Genomic DNA, 22,214 nt, shown 5'->3' with positions numbered 1-22,214 from the left:
ATAATGAATATTAATTGAATTTTAATGATTCTTAAATTTTTAATAATGTGTATTTAATGATATTTAATTTAGTATGAACTGATGATTATTTAATAGGCTTAAAGTTTACAGAAATCAAAAAATGAAGTAACTTTACATTCTCTTTTTAAATAAAAGCTAGAAGATTACATGTATTTAGTTTTTGACACAGAAACCACAGGTTTACCAAAGAATTTCAATGCTCCGCTTTCAGACTCAGACAACTGGCCAAGAATGGTTCAGATTGCATGGCAGCTGCATGATGATGATGGGACACTTATTGAAAATCAGGATTATATCATAAAACCGGAAGGGTACGATATTCCCTTCAACGCCGCGAGAATTCACGGTATTACTACGAAGATTGCCAATGAAGAAGGTCGTGATCTTACTGAAATTTTAAATGAATTCTCTAAAGTTTTAGAAAAAGTAAGAGTCGTTTCCGGACACAACGTAGAGTTTGATTATAACATTGTAGGAGCAGAATTTTACCGTAAAAATATTAAAGACAACCTTCAGGAAAAGCCTAGAGCCGATACCATGGTTCTGGGTACAGATTTCTGTCAGCTCGGCGGCGGCCGCGGTGGCAGATTTAAGCCTCCAAAACTGGAAGAGTTGTACGAAAAGCTGTACGGGCACAAGTTTGATGAAGCTCACAATGCTGCTGCAGACGTAAATGCAACCGCTCAGGTTTTCTTCGAAATGATGAGAATCGGGGTTATTCCTGCGGAAGTTTTAAAGATTTCTGAAGATCAGCTTACATATTTTAAAACGCTTTATCCCGACCCGATCAAACCTTTCAATATTGTTATCAGAAGGCAGGTTGCGGATTTCCATAATAAAAAGAAACAGCAGGATTTTGGAAGTATTGATGAAATTGATCTGGGAAAATATTTCAATTTTGATAATCACAGTGTTTTTTCAACATTATCGGCGACTTCCAGCATTAATGATCTGATTAAAAAAGCCACCGATAATAACTTCCCGGCTGTCGGAATGGTAGATCTGGGAAATATGATGGGCGCTTTCAAATTTGTTTCCGCGGTGGAAGGAGCAAATTCAGATCGTGCTAAAAAGCATAAGGAATATTTAGCAAAAAAACAGGAAGCGGAAGAGAAAGGCGAAGCTTTTAATGAAGCTGAACCTGTGTCAGAGCCGTTAATTCCTGTTGTAGGCTGTGAGTTTTATATCTCTGAACGGTATGAACAGAAGCAGTTTACCAAAGATGATCCCGACCGAAGAACACAGGTTGTCCTTTTGGCAAAAGATTTTAACGGATATAAAAACCTGGCAAAACTTTCCAGTATCGGTTTCCTGAAAGGATTTTATTTTGGAGTTCCAAGAGTAAGCCGCGAGCTGATCGCACAATATAAAGAAGGAGTTATCGCTTTAACTTCAGGTATTCATGGAGATATTCCTGATGCTATATTAAATACCGGGGAACAAAAAGGAGAAGAACTTTTCAAATGGTGGAAAGATACCTTTGAAGATGATTTTTATGTTCAGATTCAGAATCATAAGCTACCCGAAGAAGAGCACTTAAATGATGTTCTCCTTCATTTTGCCGATAAATATAATGTTAAAATTTTAGCACAGAACGAAACGTTTTACACGAATAGAGACGATTCCAATATTCAGGATATTGTCAGCTGCATCAAGGATGGTGAAAAGTTGTCAACGCCCGTTGGTAAAGGTTTTGGTAAAAGAAGAGGTCTTGCTACCGGAGAATATTACATTAAAAATTCAGATGAGATCAAGGAAGCATTTCTTGCTTATCCTGATGCTTTTGATGCGTATGAAGAATTTACTGCGAAGTTCAAACCTTATACCCTTAAAAGAGATGTTTTGCTTCCGAAATTTGATATCCCTCAGGAATTTGTTCATGCGGAAGATGAGGTTGACGGAGGAAAACGTGGAGAGATGGCTTATCTCACCCATCTGACCTATGAAGGCGCAAAAAAGAGATATGGAGTTAATGGAATAACTGAAAGTATCAAAGAACGTCTCGATTTCGAACTCGAGGTTATTGCCAATACAGGATATCCGGGTTATTTCCTTATTGTACAGGATTTTTGTAATGAAGCCCGGAAAATGGGAGTTTGGGTAGGGCCGGGCAGGGGTTCTGCTGCCGGATCTGCTGTAGCATACTGTATCGGAATTACCAATGTGGATCCTATTAAATATGATCTCCTTTTTGAGAGATTCCTTAATCCTGAAAGGGTTTCCATGCCGGATATTGATATTGACTTTGATGATGAAGGCCGTGACCGGATTATTAAATGGGTAATCGATAAGTACGGACAGAGCCAGGTAGCGCAGATTATTACGTACTCTGTTCTGGGTGGTAAATCTGCTATTAAAGATGCAGGAAGAGTACTGGATGTTCCGATTCCTGATACAAATAATATTGCCAAACTGATTCCTTCCACGCCAGGGATGAATATTGCGAAAGCCTTGGCAAAATATGATAAACTAAAACCGGAAGAACAGATGCTCGTTGATGAGATGAGACTGGTTTTAGACAGTCCTTCTGATCCTCGTCATGATGTGCTTGCAAGTGCAAAAAAGATGGAGGGATGTATTCGGAATACAGGGATCCATGCCTGTGGGGTGATTATTACACCTGAAGATGTGAGTAACCTGGTTCCGGTAACGATTGCGGCAAAAGATGCGGATATTTTGGTGTCACAATTTGATAACTCTGTTGCTGAAAGTGCCGGTCTCCTAAAGATGGACTTCCTGGGCCTTAGAACACTTACCATCATTAAAGATGCCTTGAAGCTCGTAAAAGAACGACATGGCGTGGATATTGATCCAGACGAAATTCCTTTGGATGATGCTAAAACCTATCAACTTTTTAAAGAAGGACGAACCATCGGGATTTTCCAGTATGAAAGTCCCGGGATGCAAAAGTACATGAGGGAGCTTAAGCCAACAGTTTTTGCTGACCTTATTGCCATGAATGCTTTGTACCGTCCGGGTCCGATAAAATATATTCCGAACTTTATCAACAGGAAACATGGCATTGAAGAAATTGTTTACGATTTACCCGAAACTGAAGAATATTTAAAGGAAACTTACGGAATTACCGTTTATCAGGAGCAGGTAATGCTTTTGTCACAAAAATTGGCCAACTTTACGAAAGGTGAAGCTGATACCCTGAGAAAAGCAATGGGTAAAAAGCAGATAGACGTTCTTAATAAGATGTATCCGAAATTCATCGAAGGCGGAAGAAAAAACAATCTTGATGAAGAAAGATTAGAAAAAATCTGGAACGACTGGAAAGCTTTTGCTGAATATGCCTTTAATAAATCACACTCTACCTGTTATGCGTTTATTGCTTATCAGACAGCGTTTTTGAAAGCCAATTATCCGGCGGAATATATGGCAAGTGTAATGAGCAACAACATTAATAATACCGACTCGATTACCATGTTCATGGAAGATTGTAAAAGTATGGGTGTTGATGTATTGGGTCCGGATGTTAATGAATCTCAGTATAAATTTTCGGTAAACGAAAAAGGACAGATCCGTTTCGGATTAGGTGCGATTAAAGGTATTGGTGAAGGGCCGAGTGAAGCTATTACAAGGGAAAGAGCAAATGGAAGATTCAAAAATATTTATGATTTCTTTGAAAGAATTCTTCCTTCGCAGATGAATAAAAGAGTGGCGGAAAGTTTGGTGTTGGCGGGAGCTTTTGATGAGCTGGATTCTTTCCACCGGGGCCAGTATTTCGATATAGATATGGCCGGGAGAACCAATCTTGAAAGACTGATCAGATACGGACAAAGCTTTCAGGAGAGTAAAAATGAGATGGAAAATTCTCTTTTTGCAGATTTTGCTGAAGAAGTTCAGATCGAACAGCCCAAACTGCCGCCCTGCCCGGAATGGCCGAATATGCATAAGCTGAACAAAGAAAAGGAAATTATAGGATTCTATCTTTCCGCACATCCTCTGGATGAGTTCAGGTATCAATACCAGTTTATGCAGGGACAGCTTTCTAAAAAGGCTGTTTTGGAAAAAGAGCAAGAAGTAAAATTGGTAGTGGATGAAGCTCCTATCCTTGAGCAGGATGCTCCTGAAGATGTGGCTGAGCTTATAGAAATTGTTTCCGATGATATTGTTGCAGGCGAGGAGGAAGAGATTATTGAAGAAGTTACGAAAAAGGCAGAGCCAAAAGGAGTTTTTCATTTTCTTAATCTGGATGAGGTAGATGCTTATAAAGAACAAGCCTTTGCCGGCAAGCAGGAAGAATTGTTTGAAGAGAAGAAGAAAGACTGGAAAACGATCCAGAAAGAAAGAGAAAATGGCGGAGGTGGTAAAGAATATACGGTTGCGGGACTGATTACTGAATATCGTGTGCAGGATGGTTTCAGAAGCGGTGAAAAGGTTGCTTTTGTTACCCTTGAAGATTATTCTGGATCTTATTCTTTCAGGCTCGGAGACAGGGATTATATGCGTTTGAAAGAAAAGCTGGAAGTTCAGCGTTTTGTGATCTTTAAGATTAAATTTGCACAGGTAAAAGACGGAAGGGTTTTTGTGAATGTAAACGAGGTGATTGAACTTCAGGAAGCATTTGAACGGTTTGCCAAAAGCATTTCTCTGGTCATGGATGTGATGGATTTCAGGCCTGAAGATCTTACTTTTTTCAGAAGTGTTCTGGAACGTAATCAGGGAGATCAGAAACTGAAATTCTATATCAAAAATACCGAAGATGATCGGGAAGAGCATATTGAAGTTCAGTCGATGAAGCATTCGGTACATCTCAGTGGAGAACTGATTAAGGAAATTCAACTGCTTAGCAAATATGAATTTTATCTGAATTAAATATTTAAAATATTATAAAAGCGCGGCCTTCAGGCCGCGCTGTTGTTTTGTAAATACTTGGCTGATTCTTAAAAAAATGATACCACATTTAAATTATTTTTTATTCACTGTATTTTGAATTTATTTACGTTTTATGTAATTTAAATCATTTATTTTTATTTAAATTTAAAATAAATTAGCAAAAATTTACATTAAATATTTTTTATTTGCTATTTTTAAAATCTAATTTAAAAGAATCTTTATGAGAAAACTTTACACGAGTCCGTGGCAATGGTGTCTTGGCTTAAAAAAAACGGGAATTATTGCCCTTGCATTCTTTGGAGCTGTACAGACGATGAATGCGCAGGTGAATAACTATGTATTTGCTCAGACTACAGGCATATTCAATAGTATTGCTTCTTCAGGTACGGTTGTTTCCGGGAGTGAGGCTACAACATCAACTACTAATGATACAGCAGGCTGGCCGGTTACTATTCCTTTTAATTTTAATTTTAACGGGGTAGATTATACCTCAATATTTGTCAATTCAAATGGAGGGGCAACATTTGGTGCTACTACCAGTACTGCCAGTTCTTTAATATCTTCAACTACCGGATTTTCTGGAGCTGTAAGTGTTATGAACAGAGATTTGTGGGGTGTATTTATTACTTCCGGAGTTACCACAAGCGGATCTGATATCATTACCAATGTGGCTTCTTTTAAAGGTATTGAAATAGGAAAACAGCTCAATAATGTCAATGGAATTCCTTCGGGAGCCACTGTAACGGCTTTTGATGAAACTGCCGGAACCATTACCATGTCTGCTCCTGCAACATCCAGCTCTTCGTCTGCTGTAGTACGTTATGGATCAGGTAAGATTTTTACCGCTGTTGAAGGAGTTGCTCCAAACAGAGTTTTTGTTATTGAATGGATCGGATATAATGATTACAGTACAGCGGTAACCGGAAGTAATCATCTTAATTTTCAGTTAAGGCTTGCTGAAACTTCTAACCGTATTTCGATAGTTTACGGGCCGGGTTATAATATCAACACGACATCAAGAACCAATCAGGTTGGTTTGAGAGGGGCTTCAAACGCTGATTTTAATAACAGGTCCGGTGCGGCAGGCAGTCCGTGGGATTCTACAACAGCCGGAACTACCAACAGTGCAAGTGTTGCGAGAGATAATACGAGTTTTCCTGTTCCGGGATTAACATTTAACTGGGCGCCGCCAACATGCATAGTTCCTACAGGTTTAACGGTTCCTTTAGCAACGGTAACCACTAATGGAGCTGTAGTATCATGGACTCCGCCTTCAGCACTTCCGGGTAATGGTTATGAAGTATATTACAGTACGTCAAATACTGCGCCTACATCGAGCACGGTTTTGGATGCATCAAATTCTGTCACTTCAACAACGGCTTCGGCATCAATTGGTGGCTTGCTTCCTGCTACAACCTATTACGTATGGGTAAGATCGGTGTGCTCAGGATCGGATAAGAGTGTTTGGTCTACGGTATCTTCATTTGCAACGTCATGTCAGCCTCCTGCTATCATAAACGTAAATGGGGCAACTGTTTGTGGGGCTTCAGGTTCGGCTACCATATCGGCTACGGCAGATTCAGGTGCTATTGTTACATGGTATGATGCTGCTACTGGAGGAAATGTCTTAAGTACCGGGAATTCTTACACAACACCTGTGATTTCAGCAAATACTACATATTATGTATCGGCAAAAACCGGGACTAATCCTCCAAGTGCAGGATTGGCAAATGCGATATCTACGAGTGGGTATACTTTAGAGGCGGGATTGTTTTTTGATGCTACTTCCAGTTTTACAATCAATGGGGTATATGTTTATCCTATAGGCACAGGCGCGGGAACGGTTGTCATCGCTTTACAGGATGGAAATGTTAGTCCGGCAGTTACCTTGCAGACTGTTACGGTAAATCTTACAGGTACAACAGCTCCTTATGTAAAAACGTTTGTTCCTCTGAATTTTTCCGTAACACCGGGAAGCAATTATAAATTAATGATGATGAGCAGAACGGGAGGGGTTAGCAGTTTGGTAAGAGAATCGGGAGCATCTTGGGGAGCATATCCGCTTTCCGTTCCGGGTGTAATGACGATCACCAATGGTAATTGTTGTTCAGGTAATACCACTTCTACTTCATATTATTATTTTTATGATTGGCAATTAACTGCTGGTTGTGAGAGTGCAAGACAGCCGGTTAATGTAATCGTAAACTCTTCTTGCCTTGGAACTTCAGAAACTTCAGCCTTAAAAGATGGTATTAAGGTGTTTCCGAATCCTTTCTCTGATGTGCTGAATATTTCAGAGGTCGATAATGTAAAATCGGTTTCTGTTACGGATCTTTCCGGAAGATTGATAAAGACAATTGAAAAGCCAGGATCTGAGCTTAATTTAGCCGATTTAAAATCAGGAATGTACATGATTACGCTATACTTAAAAGATGGAACTCAAAAAACAGTAAAATCAATTAAAAAATAATAGCATCATCATAAATTAAATAGCGGCCATTTTTGGCCGTTATTTTTTTTGATAAATGCAGAGGTTGGGATTGATTTAATATGTATTTGAATTTTATATTATTAATAATCAATTATATAAATATATCAACAATTAGGGATAAATTGTCAAAAATCAAATATTTGTTTAGTTTTATTGAATTATCTTAGTTGATATATAAATTTTATTAAAAATTTCATTATAATATTTGATAATATATAATTAAATTAATATTTTTACCACCTAATTTTAATTAACTAAGTATGAAAAAACATTTACTTACGTACCTCTTATTTTTGGGTACATTAATGTCGGCTCAGATTACCTTAGGGTCTGGAACGACATCGGGTGGTGCCTCCACAACCGTGGCCACCGTCCCATGGAGTACTTACTACGGGTACAGCTATGCCCAGCAGATTTTGCTTAAAAGCGATATCAATGCTGCCGGAGCAGGGAATATTACAGGATTACGATTTTATTTAAGTGCTTCTGCCAGTCTTACCAACTCAAATGATGTGGTTGTTTATTTGGGACAGACTACAAAAACTTCTTTTTCCTCAACTACCGACTGGATTCCTACCAGTGCAATGACACAGGTTTACAGCGGAACAGTAACCAATAATGCGGGTATTGTGGAAATCACACTTTCATCGCCTTTTGCTTACGATAACGTAAACAACCTTGTGATTGCGGTTGATGAAAATAAAGCCGGTGATAACGGAGGTGAAGTTTTCTATACCTATAGTAGCGGGACAAACAAAACGTTGTATTACAGAAATGACACTACCAACCCGAATCCTGCCTCTATTACTCAGACCGGGACAAGATCTGCAACGCAGTCTGTAGTTACTTTGTTAGGTCTTGCTCCTAACCCTGTACCTGCATGTCCTTCGGTTACAGCTCCGACAGCTGCGGCTACAGGTGTTTCCGTGCTTCCTGCTATCAACTGGAATGCAGTGAGTGGAGCTACAGGATACAGACTTTCTGTAGGAACTACTTCAGGAGGAACTGATGTAGTCAACAATGTTGATCTGGGGAATGTTACCACGTACACTTTTGCATCTGCTTTGCAGTTTAATACACAATATTATTATACGGTAAGCTCTTACAACGGTGCCATTCCTTCTGCTGCCTGTTCGGAAAGAACTTTTACAACTGCTAATATTTCCTGTCCGGCTGTTACAGCTCCTGCAGCTGCTGCAGTAGGTCTTTCTGTAACGCCAACCATTACCTGGACGGCTTCAACGGGAGCTACAGGATATAAAATATCTGTAGGAACAACTGCCGGCGGAACGGATGTTTTAAATAATGTTGATCTGGGGAATGTAACATCATATACCTTCGGTTCAGCTTTAATGAACAGTACAAAGTATTATTATACGGTAAATGCTTATTCTGCACTTGCCACTTCATCCGGATGTACGGAAAGAAACTTTACAACTGTATGTACTCCGGTAACAGCTTTTTCTGAAAACTTTGATACTGTTACAGCGGGTTCATGGCCGAATTGCTGGGCTAAAGTAGGCGCAAACGGTAGTGCTTATACTCAGGCAAGCACCGCAATGAGTGCTCCGAATAATATGTATATTTATACCAGTTCAGTTTCTTCTCCTGCGGTAGTTTCTATGCCGCCGGTAAGTACACTTCAGTTGGGGACTTATCGTTTGAGATTTAAAATGAGAGGAAATTTTACAGCCGGAGATAAAATAGATGTAGGATATCTTACCAATCCTTCCGACGCCTCTACATTCGTGTCTTTAGGTACTACCTATACTGCGAATAGTGCAACGGTTGTAGATAATTATACAATTAATAATATTACTGCTCCTGCGGGTGTTACCACAATGGCATTTAAGCATATCGGACCATCAGGGTACAGTATTCTGATTGATGATGTTGTGTATGAATTAATGCCTTCATGTGTAGAGCCTTCAGCGGTTACGGTTTCAGCTATTGGTGCAAATAATGCAACTGTTGCATGGACAGCTCCTTTATCAGCTCCGGGCAATGGCTATGAGTTTTATTACAGTACGACAAACACGGCGCCAACAGCTTCAACTACAGCATCTGGTACAAGCGCTACTACTTCTGCGCCTTTATCAGGCTTAACAAGTTCTACAACTTATTATGTTTGGGTTCGTTCTGTGTGCAGTACTGCTGATAAGAGTGTTTGGACTACTGCTGCTACATTTACTACTGCATGTACTTCTGTTAATGTACCTTATACATTAAATTTTGACAGTGTTACCACACCTGCTTTACCGGTTTGTACATCAGCTGTAAATTCAGGATCAGGGAATGTGTGGAATACATCCACGGCTACAGGATTTACCGGGAATGTTTTAAACTATACTTATAACACTTCTAATGCTGCAAATACCTGGTTCTTTACTCAGGGAATTAATCTTACAGCGGGCGTGAGCTATAGAATTAAGTATAAATATTCTAATGCTACAGGAACAACACAGTATCCTGAAAAAATGAAAATTTCTTATGGTACTTCAGCTACCGCTGTAGGGATGACAAATCTTTTAAAAGATTATCCGGTTATTACGGGAGGTGTAATTACAAGTGATTTTGTTGATTTTACTCCTGCTTCAACAGGCACATATTACTTTGGATTCAATGCGTATTCTGCAGCTAATATGAATAGAATTTATGTAGATGATATCAATATTGATGTTACTCCTACTTGTTTTGAGCCTACTGCTTTAGTATCTTCTAATATCACGGCTACATCTGCTGATGTTGCATGGACTGCCCCTGCTCCTGCGCCGGCAAATGGTTATGAAATCTATTACAGCACAACAAATACTGCCCCTGTATCTACAACAGTTCCTACTGTTTCAGGAATCACAGGAACTTCTCAGTCTTTGAATACGCTTTCACCTGCGACAACCTATTATGTTTGGGTAAGATCGAAATGTTCTTCAGCGGATATGAGCAGCTGGTCTAATGTTCTGACCTTTAGTACACCATGTGCTTCAGTAGTGCCAACTTATACAAATGATTTTGCTTCAACAGCTGGAGCTTGTACTTCAAATGTTTCAGGAGGTTCTCCTACAGGTAGTGCACCAACAGGAACAACGGCTTATTGGATACAGAACAACTGGTTAAATTCTCCTGTTACTAATTCAGGTACCGGATCAATGAGAATGAATTTGTATTCTGTGAACAGAGCCGGATGGTTAAAAATGGCTCCTTTAAATTTATCAGCGGGAGGATACAGAGTGAAATTTGATTATGCTGTAACAACATATTCAGGTACTGCGGCTTCTGCAATGGGTTCTGATGATGTCGTTCAGTTTGTGGTATCACAGGACGGAGGAAATACCTGGACAGTTCTTCAGACCTGGAATGCAGCTAATGCTCCTTCCAATACATCGAACACATTTTCTTTGGATTTAACTGGTTATACAGGTGCCAATACAATATTCGCATTCTATGGAAATGATGGTACGGTAGATGATACTGAAGACTATAACTTCTATATTGATAATTTTGTAGTAGAGGTAAATAATGTACTTGCTGCAAACGATGTTAAGGCTAATGCTAATACTGGAATTAAATTATATCCAAACCCTTTCACTGAAGTGTTGAATATCTCTGATGCTTCAAATGTGAAAAATGTTCTGGTAACGGATATTGCCGGAAGATTGATAAAAACAATCGCAAATCCTGGTAAAGAACTTCATTTGGGAGAACTAAAACAAGGAATGTATTTGGTGACTCTGGAAATGAAAGATGGTTCCAGACAAACAATCAAAGCGATTAAAAAATAGTATTTTTAATTACTTATATTATGTAGCGGTCAAAACGGCCGCTACTTTTTTTTTATGTTAAATGAAAAGGTTGGGATTTGATTATGTTAAATTGTTTTTCGTAATTAATTGTAAATCAACAAGTTTAAATAATTTTATTTTTAAATATTTTTGATAAAAGTTAAATAAATGTTTGTTTTTTTTAAATATTGTATGATTTTCTAGCTGATTTTGTTGATAATTTGATTATATTTTTGTTTGATATTGTATAAATTGATATTTTTACCACCTAATTTTAATTCAAACAAGTATGAAAAAAATTCTATTAGTATGTATGATGGCTTTTGGGATAGGAGCTTCAGCACAAATTACAGTATCGGAAAGTTTTGAAGGTAGTACATTGCCTACTGGGTGGATAAGTACAATAACAGGTTCAGGATTTTCATCTGCTCCTTCTGGCTACGGGACTTTAGCAGGAACAGCTTGTGCTGGAACTAATGCTGTTTATAAAAACATTTACGGCACAACTTACACAAGTTGGTATATGACCTATTCTTCTACAGCTTCGAATGCAACTGCTCTGAACTATTCTTTCAAATACCTGGCGAAAGGTTATTCTACCACAGGTGATATTAATGGGAGTGTAGCGGCTGATTATTCAGTAGACGGTGGAACAACATGGAATAATTTGCTAACACCTGTTACTCTAAATAGTCCTAATGCTACTCCAATACCATGTACAACGGTTTCCGGAACTATACCCGCAGGTACCATACCGGCAGGTGCGAATTTTAAATTCAGGCTTAAAAGTACCAGCGCTACGAATGGAGATTTTTACATGGGATTTGATAATGTAGTGCTTTCGCAAGCTGCTACTACAGCTCCCAATTGTGTTGCAATCTCAAGCCCTGCAAATGCTGCTACCGGTATTTCTTTAACTCCAACAATCACTTGGCCTGCTGCGGCAGGTGCTTCCAGCTATGTTATTAATATGGGTACAACTCCAGGTGGTACTCAGGTGATGGCAGGAATGGATGTGGGTAATACTACATCGTATACGGTTCCTGCTGCTACATTGGCTTATTCAACAATGTATTATATTACCATAATACCTAAGAATAGCTTTGGGTTGGCAACAGGATGCACGGAGACAAGTTTCACAACCTTAGTTATACCTTGTCCAACTGTAACGGCTCCTGCAGCAGGCGCAACAGGTATTAGTGTAACACCTACCATTACTTGGACGGCTTTGTCCGGCGCTACTGGGTATAAATTATCGGTAGGAACTACGTCTGGAGGTACTGATATACTGAATAATCTTGATGTAGGAAATGTAACTTCTTATACATTTGCTTCTGCATTAATGTCAGGTACAAAATACTATTATAAACTAAATTCTTACTCTTCAACCTCTAATTCTTTAAGTTGTACAGAAAGAAACTTTACAACATTATGTTCAGCTGTTGCTTCTGTTCCGTATACTCTAGACTTCGAAGGTTTAACTACACCATCTCTACCTAACTGTAGTTTAGCTATAAATGCGGGCACGGGTAATAACTGGGTTACTGCATCCGCACCAACTGATTGTCCGGGCTTCACGACAAAAGTATTACAATATGGATACGATAGTTTTTCAGCAGCTAACGCATGGTTCTTTACCCAAGGTATTAATCTTACAGGAGGTACTCAGTATACAATTACTTATAAATATGGTAATAATAGCACAACCTACACGGAAAAATTAAAAGTAGCATACGGAAATTCTGCAGCGGTTGCGGCTATGACTAATGTTTTAGCAGATTATCCATCAATTAATGATAAAGTTTCTCATTCAGCATCTGTTAATTTCACGCCAACAACTTCCGGAACTTATTATTTTGGATTTAATGCATATTCGGCAGCAGATCAGTTTAACTTATATCTTGATGATATTAATATCACCGCTACGGCAGTATTAGCTACATCTGAAATAAATGATATTGCTAAAAATAACATTAAGATATATCCAAACCCATTCTCCGAAGTGTTAAATATCTCTGATGCTTCTGATATGAAAAATGTTTTGATAACAGATGTTTCAGGAAGGGTGTTGAAAACTATTGCAAATCCTGGTAAAGAACTTCATTTAGGAGACTTAAAACAAGGAATGTATCTAGTTACATTAGAAATGAAAGATGGTTCTAAACAAACTATCAAGGCAATTAAAAAATAATTTTTTAATCTTATTAAGATAAGTTAGCGGCTGGTATCGGCCGCTATTTTTTTAGGATTGATATTAATTCTAAATAATGTGAATTAATAGCGTGAATTCTGTCTTTTTGTATTGTAAAAAAGGTACTAAATTTTGATTTTAAAATTAGATTTTAATAGAATAAATGCTATTTTATGCGGATAATTAAAATGTAAAATTTTATTTATATATATTCTTATTTTTAAGTTTATTAAAATTATTAAAAAAAAGTGGTATTTATTATGAAGAAATCACGGTATTATTCATAAATTAGTGTATTAATCAGCAAAAATAAATTTATGACAAAATTTCTACTTTCATGCTTATTGTTTTTAAGTATGATGCTTAATGCACAAATAACTTTGGGTGCAGGAAGTACGAATGTCGGGACAGCCCCGATAAGTACATATTATGGTTATTCTTACACACAGCAGATTTTTACAAAACAGGAAATCAATGCTAATGCTGCAGGAAACATTACGGGATTAAAATTTTATCTGGATCCTTCCATGTCTATTGCAAGCTCATCAGAATGGGTAGTCTATCTGGGGCAGACTTCAAAAACGACATTTGCATCGGATTCTGACTGGATTCCTCTTTCCCAGCTGACACAGGTTTTTTCAGGAACTGTTACCAACAATAATGGTGTTGTTGAAATTACTTTCTCTGCACCCTTCGCATACGACAATATTGCTAATCTTGTTGTAGCAGCTGAAGAGAATTCTTCAGGCTATGATAGTAATGATTATGATGAAGTAATGTATGTTTATCCGGCAGCAGCAAATTCCACACTTAATTATAAAAATGATTATAACGACCCGGATCCTGCTTCGCCGCCTTCTTCAGGTGATCTGAAAAATTATAAATCCGTTACTACTTTTGAAGGCCTTACCGCTAATCCGATCCCTCTTTGCCCGGTAGTCTCTTATCCGTCAAATAATTCAACTTTTGTTCCTCTAGGTTCAACAATTACTTGGGTTAACTCTTCAGGAGCGACAGGATATAAAGTTTCTATCGGAACAACTTCCGGAGGAACTGACATAGCCAACCAGGTGGCTGTAACTACAAACAGCTTTACACCGGCAGCACCATTCGCACCCAATACAACACTTTATTTGAAGGTTGTGGCTGTAGGGTCTGGAGGAGAATCTTCCGGCTGCTCGGAAATAATGTTTACAACAGCACCGCCGCCGCCTACCAATGATGAATGTGCTACTGCGGTTACATTAACGGTGAATCCGGATCTTAACTGTGGTACTGTAACTCCGGGTTATACCATTGGTGCTACCGATTCTGGAATGATACCTGATCCATGCTATGGGAACCCTGATGATGATGTATGGTTTAAATTCGTGGCAACAGCTACCTCTCATAAAATCTCTCTTTTAAATATTCAGTCGGTAGGAACCGAACCGAATGATACCGATACTTATTTCCAGGTATTCAGTGGCGGATGTGGAGCATTGTCCAGTATCTATTGCTCAGATCCAGCTTCGGGAACTGTCACAGGTCTTACTGTGGGTGAAACATATCTGGTAAGAGTATACAGCTATTATGGTACGGGAAGCAATCAGAGTTTTGATGTTTGTGTAGGAACGTTCCCGCCGCCACCTGCAAATGATGAATGCAGCGGAGCTCTTGTAGCCACTACATTCCCATATACTTTCGTACAGAACGATGGAGAAGCGGCTACAAATAACGGCGGTATGGTTACTGCCTGTACCAATAACGGAATGAATGACGGTACATGGTTTACTTTCGTAGGAGACGGAGATACATTTAATATTACAGTTACGATGCCTGCAGGAAGTGATTTTGATCCTAAAATCGGAGTTTACAGCGGAACCTGCTCTGCTTTGTCATGTGAAGATTCTGAAGATTCAGGAGGAACGGGAGTTAGCGAAACACTTTCAATCCCAACACTTTCAGGAAATACGTATTATGTAAATGTTGGATACTATAGTGGATGGTCTGATGAACCGGAAGGTGCTTTTACTATTAATATTACCAAGGGTGTACTGGGAACTTCTGATGTGAAGCCGGAAAAGAAAAATATCAAAGTATATCCTAATCCGTTTACAGATCTGATAAATATTTCCGATGCTGCCAATGTAAAATCAATTTCAGTTTCCGATCTTTCCGGAAGATTGATAAAAGTGATTGATAACCCTGGAACTTCAATTCATTTGGGTGAATTAAGACAGGGGATGTATTTATTGACACTTATTATGAAAGATGGTTCTAAGCAAACAATTAAAACCATAAAAAAATAACAATACAATCATAATACAAGAAAGGCGATCTCACACAGATCGCCTTTTTTATTTTGCGCTAAATTTTAATAATTTATCTGTTTTCAGGAACAGGCTGTAGATCACCGGTATTAAGGCTCTCAAAAATCGCCGGAAAGAAGGTGACGAGAATGAAATAAATAATGACCATTAATACAATCAAAGAAAACAGTATAACTACTAAAGTATTTGGCTTATTTTTCTTTTTTGGCTCCATGATGTTGGTATTTAGTTAATAGATATTATAATATTTTACACTAAGCTAATTTCTTGCCACATTGTTTGCAGTACCTTGCATCATCATCAATATCCTCATTTCCGCACCGGTCGCATACTTTTTCAAGATTTTGCCTCTTGTTCCGCATTTCCGCCGTTACAATTCCTGTAGGGACAGCAATGATGGAATAACCGGCAAGCATAAGAATAACTGCAAAAAACTTTCCCATAGGAGTAATCGGAGAAACATCACCATAGCCAACGGTAGTTACCGTAACCACCGCCCAGTAAATCGATTGCGGAATTGTTTCGAACCCCGGCCTTCCGCCTTCCACCATAAACATCATAGAACCGACAATTACTGAAAAGATAATCAGGAATAGCAGGAAAATATAGATTTTTCTTGAGCTGTTCTTTAATGCTCTTACAATAACAAATCCGTCATTCATAAAATCCAGGAGGTTGAATACTCTGAAAACCCTCAGCATTCTGAGCATTCTGAAAATGAGGAAGTATTTTGTAACCGGAAAGAAAAAGCTCAGATAAAAAGGAATCAATGCTAAAAAATCAATAATTCCGAAAAAGCTGAAAATATAACGACGTTTGTTTTTTACAACCGTAATTCTTGAAACGTATTCTATTGAAAAAAAGATGGAAATAATCCATTCCAGAACAATAAAGGTATAATGGTAACGCTTATCAAGTTTAGGGATGCTTTCCATCATAATGATAGCGGTACTGATCAGAATGAGCAACAACAGGATAATATCAAACAGCTTTCCGAGCTTTGTATCAGAACGGTAAATAATTCTGTAAAGATATCGTTTCCACCACGCATCTTCCGGAACAAGATTATGTTCTCTTTCCATTTTTAACCTTTTTTTAAATATAACAAATTATCCTTACTTTCGTAACAAACATACAGAATAAAATGAAAATTAGAGAGGTCGTTTCAAAGATAGAAAAGCGTATTCCCCTCCAGCAGGCGGAAGATTTTGATAATGTCGGGTTACTCTGTGGTTCATGGGATCGTGATGTTAGCGGGATATTGATCTGTCATGATGCCCTTGAAAATGTTGTAGATGAAGCAATCTTTAAAAACTGCAATCTTATTGTATGCTTTCATCCGATTATTTTTTCAGGCTTAAAATCATTAACGGGAAAAAATTACGTTGAAAAAGCGGTGATCAAGGCAATTGAAAATAAAATAGCAATTTACGCCATTCACACCGCCTTCGATAATGATTTTTTTGGGGTTAATGCAGGAATCTGTCAGCAGCTCGGACTTAAAAACCTGAAAATTCTTCAGCCTAAAAAAAATGATCTGAAGCAACTCACCGTTTTTGTTCCGAAAGAATACTCTGAAAAGGTAAGAGAAGCGCTTTTCGAAGCGGGAGCGGGCAGTATCGGTTTTTATGATGAGTGCAGTTTCAGCATAAACGGAAACGGAACTTTTCGCCCTAAAGAAGGCTCAGATCCATTTTCAGGACAGTTGGGAATTCGGGAGAATGCAAATGAAGACATGATTTCCGTTATTTTTGAAGAGTACAAACAGGGGCAGGTAGTCGCAGCAATGAAATCGGCACATCCTTATGAAGAAGTAGCACATCAGATTTACAGCCTTGATAATACAAATCATTACACTGGTCTTGGTATGTACGGAGATTTTGAAGAGCCGATGGAAGAGCAGGATTTTCTGAAATTTGTTAAAGAAAAATTTAATCTTGAAGTGATCAGACATTCCGATTTTACCAGGAAAAAGATTAAAAGAGTAGGTGTTCTGGGAGGCTCCGGAGCAAGCGGTATCAAGTCTGCAATCTCCAAAAAATGTGATGCTTATCTCACGGGAGATGTAAAATACCATGATTTTTTCCTTGCCGAATCTAAAATGATGATTTGTGATATTGGTCATTTCGAATCAGAACAATTTGTTACTCAACAATTATTTGAAATTTTGTCACAAAAATTTAGTACATTTGCAATCTCAAAATCTATTGAGAAAACGAACCCGGTAAATTATTTCATTTAAAATATGGCAAAAACCAACGATATTTCAGTTGAAGAGAAGTTAAGAGCTTTATACGATTTGCAGATCATTGATTCCAGATTGGACGAAATCCGAAATACAAGAGGAGAATTGCCAATCGAAGTAGAGGATCTTGAGATTGAAATCGAAGGTCTTGAAAAAAGAGCTGAAAAATTTCATGCGGATATCAAAGATCAGGACGATCAGATCAAAACCAAGCATGAAGTAATTAACCATGCAAAAACTTTAATTGAAAAATACAAATCTCAGCAGGATAATGTAAGGAACAATAAAGAGTTTGAAGCATTAAGTAAAGAGGTTGAATATCAGGAGCTTGAAATTCAGCTTGCTGAAAAAAGAATCAAAGAATTCGGTGCTAAAATCAGCCACAAAAACGAAACGCTGGATGAGCTTAACGCAAAAATCGATGATCTTAAAAACCACCTGAAGTTCAAAAAAGAAGAATTGGAAGGTTTGATCTCTGAAACCCAGAAAGAAGAAGAATATCTGATTGAGCAGTCTAAAGAATTTGCTGCAAAAATCGATGAAAGATTGCTGGCTTCTTACAACAGAATCAGAACCAATTCTCCGAACGGACTTGCAGTAGTAGGTTTGGAAAGAGGGGCACCAAAAGGTTCATTCTTTACTATTCCGCCTCAAAAGCAGATGGAAATCGCTCAGAGAAAGAAAATCATTATTGATGAGCATTCAGGAAAAATCCTTGTGGATGACGAATTGGTAATGGAAGAAAACGAAAAAATGAAATCGGTGATTAAGTTTTAATTAGTCACCATTTTAAAAAATATAAAAGCTGTCTCATATGAGGCAGCTTTTTTGTGTTATTGCGAGAAGCATCGCGACGAAGCAATCTTTGGTCAAGAAGTTATAGAACACGTTGAAAAACTGAAATTCCACACTATACTACGTTCTGCTCTGAATGACAATTTACATTCATAATGAATTCTAAATGAATAAATAAAGTTAAAAAATTATAAAGTCACGAATATAATTCTCATCACAAAGAATTATTGTTTTTAGCATTTGATTTCTTTTTATATTTACTCCTGAAAAACACAATCGCTTATCTTCTCAAGTTGTTAAATAAATGAAAGGTATTGGATTAATATTCATTGTTGATTCATTATTAAAATATGTTGCAACGGAAGGGCAGGACTAAACCGAAAACCTGTCTCCGAAAGGAAAGCCGAAGTTTCACTGTAGAAATTTTAGCAAAATAAGTAGGTGAAAAAAAATTATTTAAGAAATGAAAAAATTTAAAAATTAACCCGTGAAGACCTTAAGACAGTAAAGGCAGGACAGGTTTGGATTGCAGTTACCAAATGTGGCTTTACAGCAACGACTACCCAAGATTGGACCGCTGAACAAGCAAATGCTTGAGTTGATGAAATTGAAAAAAATTACTGTAAGACTCCTACTTATTCCGGGTCTGATGCTCAACATTTAGCATCTAATCTTAATTAAAACAAATTAAGCACTTATAGTGGGAATTATTCTACTATAAGTGTATTTATAGATTAATCATACCTCTCATGAATTACCATAGAAAAATATTTCAATTTTTAATATTATTATACAGTGTACTATATTATACCCAATCATACAAAAATGACAGTTTAAGAGGTGAATTTACTTATCGATTAAGAGCTAAGTTCGATAAACGAACAGACAATAGATATAAAGAATTATTCACCTTACAGGTAGGAAACAGATGTGCATTTTTTGCAAGTGCTGTATCATTGAAAGGAGATTCGGTAATGGAAAATTCAAGAGTTACTACAAAAAATTATGATGGCAGCATAACTCTTAGCTACAAGGATGAGGCGGTTATTCCAAAAACAAATTTCAACTTTACTATCATCCAAACCAATGAAAATGTACAGTTTTTTGATTCCGCAGCAATGTCATTATTTACCTACAAACAACCTGTAATAGCCAACTGGAAACTTGCAGATGAAACCAGAGTAATCAACACCATTACCTGTAAAAAAGCAGAGGTCAGATTTAAAGGAAGAAACTGGATCGCATGGTATGCTCCGGAAATTCCGCTACCGTATGGTCCTATGAAATTTAGCGGTTTACCGGGATTAATCATCAAAATAACAGACGAGAAAGAGGATTATGATTTTGAACTGGTAAAATCCTTGTCTGTCTCTCAATTGAAAGGCAAGTTCATCAACATAAAAGAAAGCAGATATACCGGAGCTATAGAAACAACGCAGGCTAAATTAAAACAGGCACAAAGAAATGCAGATGCTAATGCTGCCGCTGTACTGGCAAGCTACGGAACAACGATTATACAAGGGCAGGAAATGATAAAGCAAAGAGAAAAAGCAAGGGAGGAAAATGAAAAATACAAAAATCCGCTTGAACAAAGCGAGTAAAAAAACCGCCTCAAAGAAGCGGTTGCAATTTATTCATGATGTTCATACATTTTATTGTACAGATCAATAAACTTTTCTTTAATCGCCTTTCTTTTCAGCTTTAAAGTAGGTGTTAAAAGGCCGGTATCAATACTCCAGACTTCCGGTGTCAATTCAATTTTCTTGATTTTTTCCCAGTTTCCGAGGTGTTCGTTCGTACTTTCGATTTCTTTTTCTATTCTTTCTTTGAGTTCCTTGCTGTTGGCAATTTCTTTTGGTGTAGAACCGATACTCAGGTTGTTTCTCTGAGCCCAGCTTTTGGCAAATTCAAAATCCGGTTGTATAAGTGCAGTCGGCATCTTTTCACCATCGCCAACAACCATAATCTGCTCGATAAACTTAGAGGCTTTGGCAAGATTTTCAATGGTTTGGGGAGCAATATACTTTCCGCCGGAAGTTTTAAACATTTCTTTTTTACGGTCTGTAATCTGAAGAAAGCCATCACTATCAACGTGCCCGATATCTCCTGTTTTAAAAAATCCGTCTTCGGTAAAAACTTCTTTTGTCATTTCTTCATTTTTAAAATAACCTTTAAAAATAGATGGCCCTTTTACGGTAATTTCTCCATCTTCCTGAATTTTTACCTGAACATTATCCAAAGGAAGTCCCACAGTTCCTATTTTCATTTTCCCAAAAGCATTCACGGAAATAACCGGTGAGGTTTCCGTAAGACCATAGCCTTCAAGAATAGGAATTCCGGCATTCTGAAACATCAGGTTCAGTCTTGTGGAAAGGGCTGCAGAGCCAGAAACCAGTGTGATAATTTCGCCGCCCAATCCTTCACGCCATTTTTTGAAAACCAGTTTATCTGCAATGATTTCCTGTAATCCGGAAGGTTTGGAGACTGTTTTCTTTTTAGAAATCAGATTCAGTGCCCAGAAAAATATCTTCTGCTTAAGACCTCCTGCTGAAGATCCGGTAGCATAAATTTTATCATATACCTTTTCCACAAGCCTTGGAACAACGCTCATGTAATGAGGTTTCACTTCTTTTACATTTTCTCCCATCTTCTCAATGCTTTCCGCAAAATAAATGGAAAAACCATTATATTGGAACAGGTAAAAAAGCATCCTCTCGAAAATATGGCAGATAGGCAGAAAGCTTAATACTCTCGTATCTTTATAATCCAGGTTTTTCTTTTTAGGAATTCTCGGAATTGATCCTAATACGTTGGACACAATGTTATGGTGAGTCAGCATAACTCCTTTGGGCTTTCCCGTAGTTCCGGAAGTATAAATAATGGTGGCCAGATCTTCCGGATTGATCGTATTGGAAAGATCTTCTACTTCAATCTGTGTAGAATCGTCTTCTCCAAGATCCAGCACTTCTTTCCAGTTGGCAGCTCCGCTGATATTCTCGAAGGTGAAAATTCCCTGCAGTGAAGGGATATTGTGCTTTACCTTCATTACTTTATTTAAAAGATCTTTATCAGATAAAAAGCAATATTTGATCTCGGCATTGTTGAAGATAAACTCGTAATCTTCCGGCGAAATACTCGGATATACCGGTACGGAAACCACCCCGATCTGAGAGAGCCCAAGATCCATTATGGCCCACTCTGTGCGGGAATTGGTGGTAATCAGCGCGATTTTGTCCCCAGGTTTTATCCCGAGTTTTAAAAGTCCGCGTGAGATTTTATTGCCTTCATTGATAAATTCCTGAGTAGACGTTTTCTTCCATTCCCCCTGATATTTTGTTACAAACATATCTGTTTTCGGGTAGGTCTCTAAAGCATAATGGGGAATATCGAATAATCTTTTTATAGTCATGATGGTAAAAGTAATTAGTTAAAGGATTTTAAATATAAGCATTTTTTTTAATTGGCAATACCACATTCGGAAATTTACAATTACTGAAGAATATGGCGTATTATGTATTAATTGTTGTACTTTTTA

Annotated in this window: 10 protein-coding genes; 8 read left to right on the top strand and 2 right to left on the bottom strand. The window is 37.8% G+C overall.

Annotated features, from left to right (window positions below):
- The first annotated feature begins 168 nt into the window (after nt 1-168).
- From dnaE to ODE14_RS08665, 5 genes are all read left to right on the top strand, one after another.
- The gene (gene dnaE, locus ODE14_RS08685) at nt 169-4,845 is read left to right on the top strand and encodes a DNA polymerase III subunit alpha (RefSeq protein WP_263603760.1); all 4,677 of its coding nucleotides are present in this window, start codon (nt 169-171) and stop codon (nt 4,843-4,845) included.
- A gap of 241 nt (nt 4,846-5,086) precedes the next feature.
- Nucleotides 5,087-7,336, top strand: coding sequence for a T9SS type A sorting domain-containing protein (locus ODE14_RS08680; protein ID WP_263603759.1), 2,250 nt, complete (start codon nt 5,087-5,089; stop codon nt 7,334-7,336).
- Between the two features lie 281 nt (nt 7,337-7,617).
- The gene (locus ODE14_RS08675) at nt 7,618-11,136 is read left to right on the top strand and encodes a fibronectin type III domain-containing protein (protein WP_263603758.1); all 3,519 of its coding nucleotides are present in this window, start codon (nt 7,618-7,620) and stop codon (nt 11,134-11,136) included.
- Nucleotides 11,137-11,425: 289 nt separating this feature from the next.
- Entirely contained in the window at nt 11,426-13,327 is a 1,902-nt protein-coding gene (locus ODE14_RS08670; RefSeq protein ID WP_263603757.1) for a T9SS-dependent choice-of-anchor J family protein, read from the top strand.
- Nucleotides 13,328-13,644: 317 nt separating this feature from the next.
- Nucleotides 13,645-15,618, top strand: coding sequence for a T9SS type A sorting domain-containing protein (locus ODE14_RS08665; protein WP_263603756.1), 1,974 nt, complete (start codon nt 13,645-13,647; stop codon nt 15,616-15,618).
- Nucleotides 15,619-15,893: 275 nt separating this feature from the next.
- Here the strand turns inward: ODE14_RS08665 and ODE14_RS08660 are convergent, their stop codons facing one another.
- Nucleotides 15,894-16,721: an ion transporter gene (locus ODE14_RS08660; RefSeq protein ID WP_263603755.1), complete on the bottom strand. Its 828-nt coding sequence runs from the start codon at nt 16,719-16,721 to the stop codon at nt 15,894-15,896.
- A 62-nt stretch (nt 16,722-16,783) separates the two neighbouring features.
- Between ODE14_RS08660 and ODE14_RS08655 the strand changes: the two genes are divergently transcribed.
- From ODE14_RS08655 to ODE14_RS08645, 3 genes are all read left to right on the top strand, one after another.
- Entirely contained in the window at nt 16,784-17,881 is a 1,098-nt protein-coding gene (locus ODE14_RS08655; protein ID WP_263603754.1) for a Nif3-like dinuclear metal center hexameric protein, read from the top strand.
- A 3-nt stretch (nt 17,882-17,884) separates the two neighbouring features.
- Nucleotides 17,885-18,661: a zinc ribbon domain-containing protein gene (locus ODE14_RS08650; protein WP_263603753.1), complete on the top strand. Its 777-nt coding sequence runs from the start codon at nt 17,885-17,887 to the stop codon at nt 18,659-18,661.
- A gap of 767 nt (nt 18,662-19,428) precedes the next feature.
- Complete coding sequence (locus ODE14_RS08645; RefSeq protein WP_263603752.1) at nt 19,429-20,280, top strand: GLPGLI family protein; 852 nt, start codon at nt 19,429-19,431, stop codon at nt 20,278-20,280.
- Nucleotides 20,281-20,309: 29 nt separating this feature from the next.
- Here ODE14_RS08645 and ODE14_RS08640 read toward each other — a convergent pair whose 3' ends face one another.
- Nucleotides 20,310-22,088, bottom strand: a complete 1,779-nt coding sequence (locus ODE14_RS08640) for an AMP-dependent synthetase/ligase (RefSeq protein ID WP_263603751.1) — start codon at nt 22,086-22,088, stop codon at nt 20,310-20,312.
- Nucleotides 22,089-22,214: the final 126 nt, after the last annotated feature.

The organism is Chryseobacterium sp. PET-29, from assembly GCF_025736815.1.
Lineage (GTDB): Bacteria > Bacteroidota > Bacteroidia > Flavobacteriales > Weeksellaceae > Chryseobacterium > Chryseobacterium nepalense.
This window is presented reverse-complemented; position numbering and strand designations above follow the sequence as displayed.

Excerpts from the sequence above, each read along its gene's own strand:
- dnaE (WP_263603760.1), top strand. The coding sequence starts at position 169 with ATGTATTTAGTTTTTGACACAGAAACCACAGGTTTACCAAAGAATTTC.
- ODE14_RS08680 (WP_263603759.1), top strand. The coding sequence starts at position 5,087 with ATGAGAAAACTTTACACGAGTCCGTGGCAATGGTGTCTTGGCTTAAAA.
- ODE14_RS08675 (WP_263603758.1), top strand. The coding sequence starts at position 7,618 with ATGAAAAAACATTTACTTACGTACCTCTTATTTTTGGGTACATTAATG.
- ODE14_RS08670 (WP_263603757.1), top strand. The coding sequence starts at position 11,426 with ATGAAAAAAATTCTATTAGTATGTATGATGGCTTTTGGGATAGGAGCT.
- ODE14_RS08665 (WP_263603756.1), top strand. The coding sequence starts at position 13,645 with ATGACAAAATTTCTACTTTCATGCTTATTGTTTTTAAGTATGATGCTT.
- ODE14_RS08660 (WP_263603755.1), bottom strand. The coding sequence starts at position 16,721 with ATGGAAAGAGAACATAATCTTGTTCCGGAAGATGCGTGGTGGAAACGA.
- ODE14_RS08655 (WP_263603754.1), top strand. The coding sequence starts at position 16,784 with ATGAAAATTAGAGAGGTCGTTTCAAAGATAGAAAAGCGTATTCCCCTC.
- ODE14_RS08650 (WP_263603753.1), top strand. The coding sequence starts at position 17,885 with ATGGCAAAAACCAACGATATTTCAGTTGAAGAGAAGTTAAGAGCTTTA.
- ODE14_RS08645 (WP_263603752.1), top strand. The coding sequence starts at position 19,429 with ATGAATTACCATAGAAAAATATTTCAATTTTTAATATTATTATACAGT.
- ODE14_RS08640 (WP_263603751.1), bottom strand. The coding sequence starts at position 22,088 with ATGACTATAAAAAGATTATTCGATATTCCCCATTATGCTTTAGAGACC.